This window comes from Knoellia koreensis (assembly GCF_013041615.1).
Taxonomy (GTDB): domain Bacteria; phylum Actinomycetota; class Actinomycetes; order Actinomycetales; family Dermatophilaceae; genus Pedococcus; species Pedococcus koreensis.
This window is the reverse complement of sequence record NZ_JABEPQ010000001.1, coordinates 1,004,657-1,017,618: the sequence shown is the minus strand read 5'-3', so window position 1 is coordinate 1,017,618 and position 12,962 is coordinate 1,004,657. Positions and strand designations below refer to the sequence as shown.

Genomic DNA, 12,962 nt, shown 5'->3' with positions numbered 1-12,962 from the left:
AACGCGGCAGGCCGTGCGGCGAACCTGCCTAGCCTTGGATCCATGACTCGGATCGTGGTCTCGCCCGAAGCCCTGGACGCGCTGGCCACCAGCCTCGACGCGGTGGCCGACGACGTGGCGGCGACGGCCGCGCAGGGTCGGGCGCTGGGGTGGTCGCTGGGCGACGGCCGGTCCCAGCCGGCGCTGGGCACGCTGCTCGGCGACTTCGAGCACCAACGGCTCGTGCTGGAGCGCGAGCTCGCGTCACTCGGGCAGCGGCTGCGGCTGGCAGGCACGGCCTACGCCGAGCTCGACGAGGGGCTGGTGGTCGAGGTCAGCCGGTTGCAGGGCGCACCGGACTCCGGCGGTGGCCCGTGAAGCCGTTCCTCGCACCGCAGACTGGGGATGGCGGCACGGCGCGCGACCTCGCGAGGACCCTTGCCGGGCAAGGCGATTGGCTCACCTCTCTCGCCGGCTCCTTGCGTGGGCTCGCCGACTCGTCGCTGACCACGTGGGAGAGCCCCGCCGGCCGAGCCTTCGCGGCGGAGTGCGGTGGGGCGACGAGCATCCTGGAGCGGGTGGCCCGCCGGTATGCCGTGGCGGCCGTTGCCGTCGGCGCCCTCGCCGACGTGCTCGAGGAGTGCCAGGCGGAGGTGCGCTGGGCGCAGCAGGTCAACGACGCGGCGTGGGAGTGCTTTCTGCGGTACCAGGAGGCCATGGTGGGGGCGCAGGAGTCGGGCGACGCGGCCCGCGTCGCGTACAACCGGGCCGCGATGGTGCAGGAGCACGAGCGGATGGAACGTGCTGCCGCCCGGCATGCAGCCGCCCGCGACCGCTACGACGCGGCCGACCGCGGCTGCGGCCGGGTGCTCGAACAGCTGGCGCAGGACGGGCTGGGCGACTCGCGCACCTACAACGCCCTCACCGGGATCGGTGACTTCGCCGGCGGGGTCGCCGCCATGGCTGGCCTCGTGCCCCCGACGATCCCGGTCTACGGGCAGTACGCACGGGTGGCCGGAGGCGTTGCCTCCGCAGTGCAGTTCGCCGCCAGCGCCACGGTCAAGATCGCCTACGGAGACGGTTCGTGGCGCGCCATCGGCACCACCACAGCGTTCAACGCCACCGGAAGGGGCGGCCTCATCCTCAAGGAGGGCGGCCGGCTCACGAACGCCGCCCGCATCTCCAGCGCCACCACCCGTGCGGCCAAGCGGGACCTGCGGCTCACGACTGCCGGTCGGCTGAGGATCGCCACGGCCGCCGAGGTGAGGAAGACGTTCACGAAGCTGCCCGGCAACCGGCGCGTGCCGGGCGTGGCGGGCTCGGCAGCCGGAGGCGTCGGGCGGGCCGAGGCGCCAGCAGTGGCAGGGATCGTCGCGAGCCGGCGCACGTGGGTCGACGACCTGCACGCCGTCACCCGCACACCGGGCACCTCGCCCCGGATGTTCGTCGTCGGCTCCACGGCCAAGCTCGCAGGTGACCGGGGCGAGGACGTGCTGTCGTTGGCCCAGGCCGCTGCCGCAGAGGGCCAGCCGCAGGCCACGTCGGCTGTCGACCTGCGACCGGCAGCGGAGGCCCTACGTCCCTCGAACGGTTCCGACGGTCCGCGATGAGAGACGGCAGTCCCAACCGCCGGACCTGACGGCGTAACCTGACCGCAGGTCATGAGTGCCAGCGCCAAGCCCCGGCTCGCTGGCCGGCAACCCTCCTCCGCGGTGGGGTGCCCCGGGTGAGGACCTGGCGGACGACGCCGTCGTCCGCAAGCGCGGGACCACACCGTGGTGACCCCGCCCAGGTGAGCCGCCCACGCGGCATACGAAAGGGATGGTCGACCGATGAGCACACCCAACTGGTCCTTCGAGACCCGTCAGATCCACGCCGGGGCGCAGCCCGACCCGACGACCGGGGCGCGCGCCCTGCCGATCTTCCAGACGACGTCGTACGTCTTCAAGGACACCGAGAACGCGGCAAACCTGTTCGCGCTCAAGGAGTTCGGCAACATCTACACCCGCATCATGAACCCCACCCAGGATGCGGTGGAGCAGCGGATCGCCTCCCTCGAGGGCGGTGTGGGTGCGCTGCTCGTGTCGTCGGGGATGTCCGCGACGTTCCTCGCGATCATCAACCTCGCCGAGGCCGGGGACCACGTCGTCGCGAGCCCCGCGCTCTACGGCGGCACGTTCAACCTCTTCAAGTTCACCCTGCCCAAGCTCGGCATCGAGGTGAGCTTCGTCGAGGACCCGTCGGACCTCGAGTCGTGGCGGGCCGCGGTTCGACCGAACACCAAGGCGTTCTTCGGCGAGACGATCGCCAACCCGAAGTCCGACATCCTCGACATCGAGAACGTCGCGGCACTCGCGCACGAGGTCGGGGTGCCGCTCGTCGTGGACAACACGATCGCCACCCCGTTCGTGCTGCGGCCGATTGAGCACGGCGCTGACATCGTCGTGCATGCCGCGACGAAATACCTTGGGGGACACGGAAACTCGATCGCCGGCGTGATCGTCGACGCGGGCACGTTCGACTTCGGCAAGGACCAGGAGCGGTTCCCCGGCTTCAACACCCCGGACGACAGCTACCACGGTCTGGTCTACGCCCGTGACCTCGGCGTCGGCAGCCCCCTGGGCGCGAACCTGGCCTACATCCTCAAGGCGCGGGTGCAGCTGCTGCGCGATCTCGGCCCGGCGATCTCGCCCTTCAACGCGTTCCTCATCGGGCAGGGCATCGAGACGCTCAGCCTGCGGATCGAGCGCCACCTCGCCAACACCCGTGCGGTCGCCGACTACCTCGAGGGACACGACGGCGTCGAGTCGGTCCGCTGGGCGTCGCTGCCGGACGACCCCAACTACGCGCTGGCGCAGAAGTACACGCCGGCCGGTGCGGGCGCGGTGATCTCGTTCGAGATCAAGGGCGGCGTCGAGGCGGGCAAGCGGTTCGTCGAGGCGCTGACACTGCACAGCCACCTGGCGAACATCGGCGACACGAAGTCGCTCGTGATCCACCCGGCATCGACGACCCACTCGCAGGGGCCCGACGAGGACCGGCTGGCGGCCGGCGTGACGCCCGGACTGGTGCGCCTGGCGGTCGGCATCGAGAACGTCGAGGACATCATCGCCGACCTCGAGCAGGGCTTCACCGCAGCCAAGGGCGCCTGAGCGGGAGCGCTGGTGCGGCACCGGGACCGACGGGATGCGGGGCGTGGGCGTGATCGGGGGTCGCTCCCACGCCCCCAAACCAGTTGCACGGAGCACGTAGGCTGGACGGCATGCCCGCCGACGATTCCCCGCAGCCTCGTGCTGCCCGGAACCGGAAGCGCTCCGGGCCCCGGCGCCGGAGCCCGCGGCAGGGCAAGGAGCGCCGTGACGAGGCCCAGTGGCAGGCGCGCCGGGCGCGGCGCGCGCAGGTCCCCGTCCCGGAGCTGAACTACCCGCCGGAGCTGCCGGTCGTCGCGCGCAAGGACGACATCGCCGCGGCGATCCGCGACCACCAGGTCGTGGTCGTCGCGGGCGAGACCGGATCGGGCAAGACCACCCAGCTGCCCAAGATCGCCCTGGAGGTGGGGCGCGGCCGGGACGGCCTCATCGGGCACACCCAGCCGCGGCGGATCGCTGCCCGTTCGGTGGCCGAGCGCATCGCCGAGGAGCTCGAGGTCGAGCTCGGTGGCGCCGTCGGCTACCAGGTGCGGTTCACCGACACCTCGAACGACGACACGCTCGTCAAGGTGATGACCGACGGCATCCTGCTCAACGAGATGCAGCGCGACCGGATGCTGCGCAAGTACGACACGATCATCATCGACGAGGCGCACGAGCGGTCGCTCAACATCGACTTCATCCTCGGCTACCTCAAGCAGCTCCTGCCCAGGCGCCCCGACCTCAAGGTCGTCATCACCTCGGCCACCATCGACCCCGAGCGGTTCGCCCGGCACTTCGCGAACCCGGCGACCGGAGAGCCGGCGCCCATCGTCGAGGTGTCCGGCCGCACCTACCCGGTCGAGATCCGCTACCGCCCCCTCGTCGACCCCGACCGACCCGACGCGGAGGAGCGCGACCAGGTCACCGGCATCGTCGAGGCCGTCGAGGAGCTGTGGACCGAGAGCCGCGGTGACGGGGGACCGCAGGACATCCTCGTGTTCCTCTCCGGTGAGCGGGAGATCCGTGACACCCAGGACGCCCTCGAAGGGCTGAACCTCCCGCAGACCGAGGTGGTCCCGCTCTTCGCGCGGCTCTCCGCGGCCGAGCAGCACCGGGTCTTCCGGCCGCACCACGGCAGGCGAATCGTGTTGGCCACCAACGTGGCCGAGACCTCCTTGACGGTCCCGGGCATCCGCTACGTCGTCGACGCCGGCACGGCGCGCATCTCGCGGTACAGCCAGCGCACCAAGGTGCAGCGCCTGCCCATCGAGCCCATCTCGCAGGCGAGTGCCAACCAGCGCTCCGGCCGCAGCGGCCGCACCGCCGACGGCATCGCGATCCGCCTCTACTCGCAGGACGACTACGACGCCCGGCCGGAGTTCACCGAGCCGGAGATCCTGCGCACCAGCCTCGCCTCGGTCATCCTCCAGATGACCTCGCTCGGGCTCGGCGACATCGCGCGGTTCCCGTTCGTCGACCCGCCCGACGCGCGCCAGATCGCCGACGGGGCGCGCCTCCTCGAGGAGCTCCAGGCCTTTGCCAGCGGGTATGCCGCAGAGTCACCGCCCGCAGACGAGGGCACCCCGCGCGGTGGTGGGCGTGGGCGCGAACGACGGCTCACGGCATACGGGCGCACCCTCGCGCGGCTGCCGGTCGACCCGCGCCTGGGGCGGATGCTCATCGAGGCGGACAAGCTGGGGTGCACCCGTGAGGTGCTCGTGATCGTCGCCGCCCTGTCGATCCAGGACCCGCGGGAGCGTCCGGCCGACCAGCAGACGCAGGCTGACCAGGCGCATGCGCGGTTCCGCGACGAGTACTCCGACTTCATCGGGCTGCTCAACCTGTGGGAATACCTCAAGGAACAGCAAAAAGCGTTGTCGCACAGCGCGTTCCGGCGGATGTGCAAGCGCGAGTTCCTCCACTACCTGCGCGTGCGCGAGTGGCAGGACCTGCACGCGCAGCTGCGCCGCGCATGTCAGGACGTCGGCATCGACACGAAGGCGGCGACCTCGGCCAAGGGCGAACCGGCCAACGCCGATGTCGTGCACCAGGCGTTGCTCGCCGGTCTGCTGTCCCACATCGGTGCCCGCGACGAGGCCAAGCGCGACTACCTCGGTGCGCGGGGGGCTCGCTTCGGCATCTCACCGGGTTCCACGCTCTTCCGGCGCCAGCCAGCGTTCGTCATGGCGGCCGAGCTGGTCGAGACGACCCGGCTGTGGGCGCGCACCAACGCGCGGATCGACCCGGTCTGGGCGGAGCGGCTCGCGCCCCACCTCGTCAAGCGGCAGTACTCCGAGCCGCGGTGGTCACGCAAACGCGGAGCCGTCGTCGCCACCGAGCGCGTGACCCTCTACGGCGTGCCACTCGTCGCGGCGCGCACCGTCGGCTACGGCAAGGTCAACCCCGAGGAGGCGCGCGACCTGTTCATCCGGCACGCCCTCGTCGAGGGCGACTGGGACACGCACCACGACTTCTTCCGTGCGAACACCGCTCTCCTGCAACGGCTTTCCGAGCTGGAGGAGCGCGCACGACGCCGCGACATCGTCGTCGACGACGAGGACCTCGTGGCGTTCTACGACGCCCGCATCCCGTCCGACGTCGTGTCGCAGCGCCACTTCGACTCGTGGTGGAAGAAGGCGCGGCGACAGACGCCGGACCTGCTGACCTTCACCGAGGACCTGCTCACCCGCGATGACGCGGTCGACGTCTCCACCCGCGACTACCCTCCGGTGTGGGTGCAAGGTGGTCTGGAGCTGCCGGTCACGTACCAGTTCGAGCCGGGGTCCGCGGCCGACGGTGTCACCGTCCACATCCCGGTGCAGGTGCTCAACCAGGTCCGCGACGAGGGCTTCGACTGGCAGGTGCCCGGACTGCGACTCGACCTCGTCACCGGACTGATTCGCGCGCTGCCCAAGGACGTTCGGCGCAGCTTCGTGCCCGCACCCGACCACGCCGCCCGGGCCCTCGCCGACGTCCAGCCCGGCGGCGGTCGTTCGCTGGCGGCCGAGCTGGGTCGCGTGCTGCACGCCCGCACCGGTGTGCGCGTCGCCGACCACGCGTGGCGACCCGACTCCGTGCCGGACCACCTGCGCATCACCTTCAGCGTGGAGGATGGCAGCGGCAGGGTCCTCGGGGCCGGCAAGGACCTGCAGGCCCTCCAGGACCAGCTGGCGGGTCAGGTGCAGCGGCGGATGTCCCGTGCCGGTGCGGCGATCGAGCGAAAAGGCCTGCGCCAGTGGGACTTTGGCACGCTGCCCCAGACCTTCGAGACCACCTCCGGTGGGCAGGCGGTGCACGGTTTCCCGGCGCTGGTCGACCGTGGCGAGACGGTCGACCTGGTCGTCCTCCCGTCGCGGCGCGCCGCCGACGCGGCGACCGCCCGCGGCATACGCCGTCTGCTGCTCCTCAACACCACGCCACCGTGGAAACGGGTCCTCGCCCGGCTCAGCAACGACCAGAAGCTCACTCTCGCCGACAACCCGCACGGGTCCGTCCCGGCACTCCTGCAGGACTGCCTCGCGGCAGCGGTCGACAGCATCGTCGCCGAGCGGACCGGCGGCAACGGTGGGGCGCAGGTGCAGCAGGTGCGTGACGAGGCGGCCTTCGACGAAGTGCTCGCCGCGGTGCGCACGCACGCCGCCGCACGCGTCCTGCAGGTGGTCGACGAGGTCGAACCGGTCCTCGCCACTGCGCGCGAGGTACGCGGGCTCCTCGACCGGCTCACCGCACCGGCCGCTGCGGCCCTGGTCGCCGACGTCCGGGCCCAGCTCGACAGCCTCGTCTACCCGGGCTTCGTCGCCGACACGGGGATGGGCCACCTGCTGTCGCTGCGCCGCTACGTGAGGGCGATGGCCCAGCGCCTCGAGAAGGCTCCGTCCTCACCCGCGTCGCTGGCGCGCGACGCCGCCAACCAGGAGGTCGTCGACCGGGTCGAGGTCGCGTATGCCGACCTGCTCGACTCCCTGTCGCCCCTCGACCGCCGCTCGACGCCGGTCCGCGACGTCGGCTGGATGGTGGAGGAGCTGCGGGTGAGCCTGTTCGCCAACGCGCTCGGCACGGCATACCCCGTCTCGGAGAAGCGGATCCGCACTGCCATCGCCACCCTGACCCCCTGACCGGTCACAGCTTTTCCGCGTCATGCGCAAAAGTGGATCTTCACTCGCACTAGTAGACCGTGCGAACCTCACAGTTCCCGCATGACGCGGAAAAGCTGAGGTGGGGTGGGAGGAATCCCCGGCGGCCCTGGGGCGTTGGCACCAGAGAACGACACCAGGACCTCACCGCTGGAGCCACCGTGCAGAACCCGTCCGAGCTGTACCACTTCGAGACCGACACCGACCCGCAGCAGCTGCGGGCCTCGGTCATGCTGCTCGCCCTGGGCGGGTTCATGGACGCCGGGCACACCCAGCGGCTCCTGACCGAGCACCTCCTCGCGAACGCCGAGTCCACCGTGGTCGCGTCCTTCGACGTGGACCAGCTGCTCGACTACCGCAGCCGCCGCCCGATGATGGTCTTCGACCACAACCGGTGGATCAGCTACGACGACCCCTACCTCGCGCTGCACCGGCTCGTCGACCGCGACGGCACGCCCTACCTGCTGCTGACCGGTCCGGAGCCGGACTTCCAGTGGGAGCGGATGGCCGAGGCGGTGCGCCAGCTGGTCACCCTCCTCGGGGTCGACCTCGTCGTGAGCGCCCACGGCATCCCCATGGCGGTGCCCCACACCCGGCCCATCGGGATGACCGCCCACGCCACCGACCCGCGCCTCATCCCCGCCCAGGAGAACCCCTTCGGCCGGGTCGAGGTGCCCGCGAGCCTGTCGTCGCTGATCGAGCTGAGGTTGGGGGAGTCGGGCCGCGACGCGCTGGGCTTCGCGGTGCACGTGCCGCACTACCTGGCCCAGTCCGAGTTCGCCGACGGCGCCGTCACTGCGATCAACGCGATCACGGGTGCCACCGGGCTCAACCTGCCGATCGACGACCTCGTGGCGCAGGCCGGTCTCAACCGCGCCGAGATCGCCCGCGAGGTCGAGGGGTCCGAGGAGGTCGCACAGGTGATCGCGGCGCTCGAGCGCCAGTACGACACCTACCTCGAGGGTCGCGAGCGGCCGAGCCTGCTGGCCACGGATGTCAGCGAGCTGCCGTCGGCCGACGAGATCGGGGCCGAGTTCGAGGCGTTCCTGCGCGACATCGACGACGAGTCCGACGGTCCGGCCGGCAACGGCGAGGGCGACCACCCCCGCGCCTGACCGACGGCGCACCACGTCAGACACCCACGAGGCCCCCGGCAGCTGCCGGGGGCCTCGCTCTCTACGGGGGGGTTCGTGGACGCGGTGGGCGTCGGTTCAGACCTTCGCATGCTTGGCGCGGGCGAAGCAATAGAGCCCGAACGCCACGAGTCCGGCGGCGATGAGGATGAGCAGGATGGTGCCGAACGGCTGCTCCCGCAACGACTTCAGCGCGCCGTCCATGCCGCTGGCCTCGGCTGCGCGCCGGTGCAGGCCGGCCGCGACGAACAGCACGCCGACGATGGCGAGCACGAGCCCCTTGGCGATGAACCCGACCCGCCCCAGCACGGTGGCGGCGCGCCCGGGGTGTGACTCGAGGTCCTCGAGGAACTTCTCGCTCCAGCCCTTGTAGACGTGGTAGCCACCGGCCGCGAGGACCGCGAGCCCGATGACGATGACGAGCAGCCGGCCGCCGGGCTTGTCGAGCAGCGAGGCGGTGAAGTCCTGCGACTGCGACCTGCTGTTCTTCGACCCTCCGCGCGCGAACGTCAGGGCCGACGACGCCAGCGCCAGGTAGAGCACCATCTGCCCGACCGCCTTGCCGCGGTCCTTCCACAGGTCCTTGCCCTCGCCGGAGGCGAGGAGCGCCTCGGCGAGCTGCACGATCGCCAGCGCGAGGAAGCCGATCACGGCCACCCACAGCAGGGCCTTGCCCAGCGGGTTGCCGGCGAGGGTCGACAGGGCGCCGCTCTGGTCGGCGTTCTTGCCGCCGCCGCCGAGGGCGACCTGCAGTGCGATCCAGCCGATGAGCAGGTGGATGAGGCCACTGACCGCGTAGCCCGCCCGGGCTGCGGCGGTGAGGGCCGGATGGTCGGACGCGCGGTCTGCGGCGCCCTTCACGTCGGTGCTGTCCATGCCCCTACCCAACCAGATCCCGACGTCTCCCGGCTCCGGCGGGAGGCGTATCAGTGCAGGTCAGGGGAGCGCGTCGGCCGGCAGGCGACCTCAGGAACGCAGTCAGTCCTTGGCCTGGGACCACCGCTCGATGACCGAGGTGTCGGCGACGAACCGCACCTGGCTCGACCCGGCCCAGCGGCGGGCGCTGTCGACGAGGGCGCGCTCCACCCGGGCGCTGGCCTCCTCGGCGTGCTCGGCGGGCACGTGCACGAGCAGCTCGTCGTGCAGGCACAGCACGATCTGCGCGCCGAGGTCGCGGGTCGTCGCGCGGACCGTGGCCGCCCACGCCTTGAAGAGCTCGGCCGCCGACCCCTGGATGATCGCGTTGCGCGCGAATCGCCCGCGAGCGGAGTCGTATGCCGCGGTGCTGGCCGGCGCCTCCGACCCGCCTGCGCCGGCGCTGCCGTCGGCGCCTGACCCCGCCGCTTCACTCACGAGCATGGCGTCGAGCCGGATCAGCCGCCCGCCGAAGGTGCGCAAGGGCTCGCGGCGCACGCCCGCGGCATACGCGTCGTCGAGCAGTCGCATCGCGACCGGGTAGGCGCGTTCGAGCCCCTTGAGGGCCTCACCGGCGGCGCCGCTGCGCTGGCCGTACATCGCGGCGAGCACGGCCACCTTGGCGACCGCCCGCTCGACCCCGAGCCGCTCGGCGACCGGGGCGTAGAGGTCCGCCGCCCGGGTCGCGGCCGCGAACGCCGGGTCCCCGGACACCACCGCGAGCACCCGCGGCTCGATCTGCCCGAGGTCGGCGCGGACGAAGACGTGCCCCGGGTGGGCGGCCACGGCAGGGCGCAGCTCGATGGGCAGGTTGTGCAGCCCGTTCTGCGCGGTCATGCGTCCGGCGGCGCCGTCGCAGGCGGTCCACCCGCCGCGCAGCCGGTCGTCCGGACCGACGTGCGCGTCGAGCCAGCCATAGCCGTAGGTCGTCGCGATGCGCTCGGCCTTGCGCCACTCCAGCAGCGCCGGAACCACGCGGTGGGTGTCGCGGAACGGCTCCAGCACCCACTTGCGGGTGTTGGGCACGTCGATGCCGACGGCGGCGAGCAGCCCGCGCACCTGGCCGGGGTTGCGCAGGTCCGTCGACTCCCGCCCCGGCACCTCACGCAGCACCACCTGGTCGCGCTCGCGGCGGATGCGCAGCGCGTCGGCGTGGTCGGCGGGTCGCGGCCCGGCGGCCCGGGCGATGAGGTCCTCGGCCACGGCCCGGTCGATCGGCAGCCCGTCGCGGGCGAGCTCCACGCACAGCAGTGCCGCCGCCGACTCCGAATGCGCGGCGGCGACGGCCCGCGGTCCGAGCGCACGCAGCTGCGACTCCTGCAGGGCAGCGCACTCCAGCGCGGCACGCGCCCAGGCCACCAGGGTGGCGTCGTCCGGCTCCCAGCCGGCCGCGCCGGCCCCGGGGTCCAGGTGCCCGTCGGGTCGCACCACCGCGCCGGGCGGCGGTCCGTCGGTGGCCGAGAAGTCGAAGAGGTCACCTCGCGTCGCCTCGGGGACGGTCTCGACGGGTATGCCGTGTGCGGCCGCCCAGGCGACCGCCGGTCGGGCGTCCCAGCCACCGTGCAGCAGGCGGTGTGCCTCGGCGACGTCCCAGCACCGGGCGACCGGTATGCCGTCGGCCACGAGGTCGCGGGCGTCGACCGTGGCGGCCCACCAGACCAGCCGCGTCCGGCCGGTGGCGTCGTCTCCCGTGGCCTCGGCGACGGCACGGACCCGGGGGAGGAGGGTCGACGCCGGCCCCACGACCGGCTCCGCGCCGGAGTCGTCGACGAAGGCAGCACGACCGGTGGCTGCCACGACGAAGGCCGCGCGCGGGGGCGTTCCGGGAGGACCCGGGTTCGAGGCTGTCGACATGGCAGCGCCATCGTGTCACCCGCCGCCCACAGCGGTGCGCGAGCCATCCAGCGGTGAGTGCACGGCATACCTCATGCCTTGACGCCATCACGGGCAAACGCACGGGAGTTGTTCAGGATTGGGCAAATTCGTGGGGTCGCATCTCCCCAAGACCCCTGCCGGTTCGAAAGGGTAGGGGGATGGCGCCGTCGCCTGACCGGGTGACGGCGTCTCGATCCCCAACAGGAGGAACAGATGAAACGACCGTCGATCCGCAGACGAGGGTTTGCCCTCATCGCGTCGGGTGCGATGCTCGCGGCCACCCTCGCCACGGCATCCGGTGCCAGTGCGTCCACCACGGCCGCTGAGCCACCGTCGACGCCGGTGCCCATGGCGTTCCCCGACGGCTACCTCATGAGCTACGTCATCAACACCAAGGCGACCCCCGGCACCGTGAACGCCGTGGAGAAGGCCGTCGCCCGCTCCGGTGGTGTCGTCGTGCAGTCCTGGCCACAGATCGGTGTCGTGGTCGCCCAGTCCGACCGGGCCGCCTTCCGCGCGAAGATGAAGACCGCGGTCGGCTCCGTGGTCCAGTCCATCGGTGCCACCCGCACCGCCGCCGTCTCCGAGGGCACGCCCGACGGCATCGCCACCCCGTGGCGCTCCGGCGCGCGGACGGCGCCCAAGGCCAAGGCCAAGGTCGGCACCGGGCTCGACCTCGTCTCCGACGAGCAGGCCGTCACCCCTGACCCCCGCGAGGGCGAGCAGTGGGACATGCAGCAGATCAAGGCCGACCAGGCGCACCAGATCACCGACGGCAGCCGTGACGTGGTCGTCGGCGTCCTCGACAGCGGCATCGACCCGGACCACCCGGACCTGCAGCCCAACATCGACGTGGCCGACTCGGTCAACTGCACCAACGCCGGCCGCCCCGACCTGTCGCCGACCGGCTGGTACCCGACGACGTCCGACCACGGCACCCACGTGGCCGGCACCATCGGCGCCGCGCGTAACGGCACCGGCATCGTCGGTGTCGCCCCGAACGTGCGCATGGCCTCGGTCAAGGTCGTCAACGACGACGGCTTCATCTACCCCGAGTACGCCGTCTGCGGCTTCATGTGGGCCGGCCTCAAGGGCATGGACGTGACCAACAACAGCTACTACGTCGACCCGATGGAGTTCTGGTGCAACGACCAGGTCGACCAGGCTGCGGTCCTCGAGGCCGTCAACCGGGCCGTGCAGTGGTCGACCAAGCAGGGCGTCGTGCACGCCGCCGCGGCCGGCAACTCGGCCTATGACCTGGCCAACAAGACGACCAACGACTCGAGCCCGAACGACACCACGCCGATCCCGCGGGTGATCAACAACGAGTGCTACGACATCCCGACCGAACTGCCGGGTGTCGTCACCACCTCGGCGACGACCCGGACCGAGCAGCTGGCCTACTTCAGCAACCGTGGCCTCGGGGTCATCGACGTCGCGGCGCCGGGACGCTCGATCCTGTCGACGATCGTCGCGGGCAACGGCTACGGCCTCAAGAGCGGCACCTCGATGGCGTCCCCGCACGTCGCCGGTGTGCTCGCCCTGATGAAGTCGGCTCACCCGGACCTGACGCCGGCCCAGATGGTGGCCAAGCTCAAGGCCGACGCGCGTGACGTCGCCTGCCAGCCGGCCGAGACCGCACCCCCGGGCCGCACCAACGGTGCCCCGTGTGTCGGCTCGCCCAGCAACAACAGCTACTACGGCGACGGCATCATCGACGCCCTCAAGGCCGTGAGCTGACCGCAACACCCGCACGACACGGCGCCCCACCCGAGCTGCTTCGGGTGGGGCGCCGC

Annotated in this window: 8 protein-coding genes and 1 riboswitch; of the genes, 6 read left to right on the top strand and 2 right to left on the bottom strand. The window is 71.8% G+C overall.

From position 1 onward, the window contains the following. The first annotated feature begins 42 nt into the window (after positions 1–42). From HJG52_RS04975 to HJG52_RS04955, 5 genes are all read left to right on the top strand, one after another. Positions 43–357, top strand: a complete 315-nt coding sequence (locus HJG52_RS04975) for a hypothetical protein (RefSeq protein ID WP_171242393.1) — start codon at positions 43–45, stop codon at positions 355–357. After that, on the top strand, positions 354–1,589 hold the full coding sequence (locus tag HJG52_RS04970; RefSeq protein ID WP_171242392.1) for a hypothetical protein: 1,236 nt from the start codon (positions 354–356) through the stop codon (positions 1,587–1,589). Before HJG52_RS04975 ends, HJG52_RS04970 begins: the two co-directional genes overlap by 4 nt. A 47-nt stretch (positions 1,590–1,636) precedes the next feature. Next, positions 1,637–1,748, top strand: a riboswitch (SAM riboswitch). 63 nt (positions 1,749–1,811) lie between these two features. Beyond that, entirely contained in the window at positions 1,812–3,131 is a 1,320-nt protein-coding gene (locus HJG52_RS04965; RefSeq protein ID WP_171242391.1) for a bifunctional o-acetylhomoserine/o-acetylserine sulfhydrylase, read from the top strand. Positions 3,132–3,241: 110 nt separating this feature from the next. Continuing rightward, entirely contained in the window at positions 3,242–7,225 is a 3,984-nt protein-coding gene (hrpA, locus tag HJG52_RS04960) for an ATP-dependent RNA helicase HrpA (RefSeq protein ID WP_171242390.1), read from the top strand. A 179-nt stretch (positions 7,226–7,404) separates the two neighbouring features. Next, a complete protein-coding gene (locus HJG52_RS04955) occupies positions 7,405–8,358 on the top strand; it encodes a PAC2 family protein (RefSeq protein ID WP_171242389.1) in 954 nt (317 codons plus the stop codon). A 96-nt stretch (positions 8,359–8,454) separates the two neighbouring features. Here HJG52_RS04955 and HJG52_RS04950 read toward each other — a convergent pair whose 3' ends face one another. After that, complete coding sequence (locus HJG52_RS04950) at positions 8,455–9,252, bottom strand: DUF1206 domain-containing protein (protein ID WP_171242388.1); 798 nt, start codon at positions 9,250–9,252, stop codon at positions 8,455–8,457. Positions 9,253–9,354: 102 nt separating this feature from the next. After that, entirely contained in the window at positions 9,355–11,145 is a 1,791-nt protein-coding gene (locus HJG52_RS04945) for a DNA polymerase (protein WP_171242387.1), read from the bottom strand. Positions 11,146–11,379: 234 nt separating this feature from the next. Here HJG52_RS04945 and HJG52_RS04940 point away from each other — a divergent pair, with 234 nt between their 5' ends. Next, complete coding sequence (locus HJG52_RS04940) at positions 11,380–12,906, top strand: S8 family peptidase (RefSeq protein WP_171242386.1); 1,527 nt, start codon at positions 11,380–11,382, stop codon at positions 12,904–12,906. The last annotated feature ends 56 nt before the right edge of the window (positions 12,907–12,962 follow it).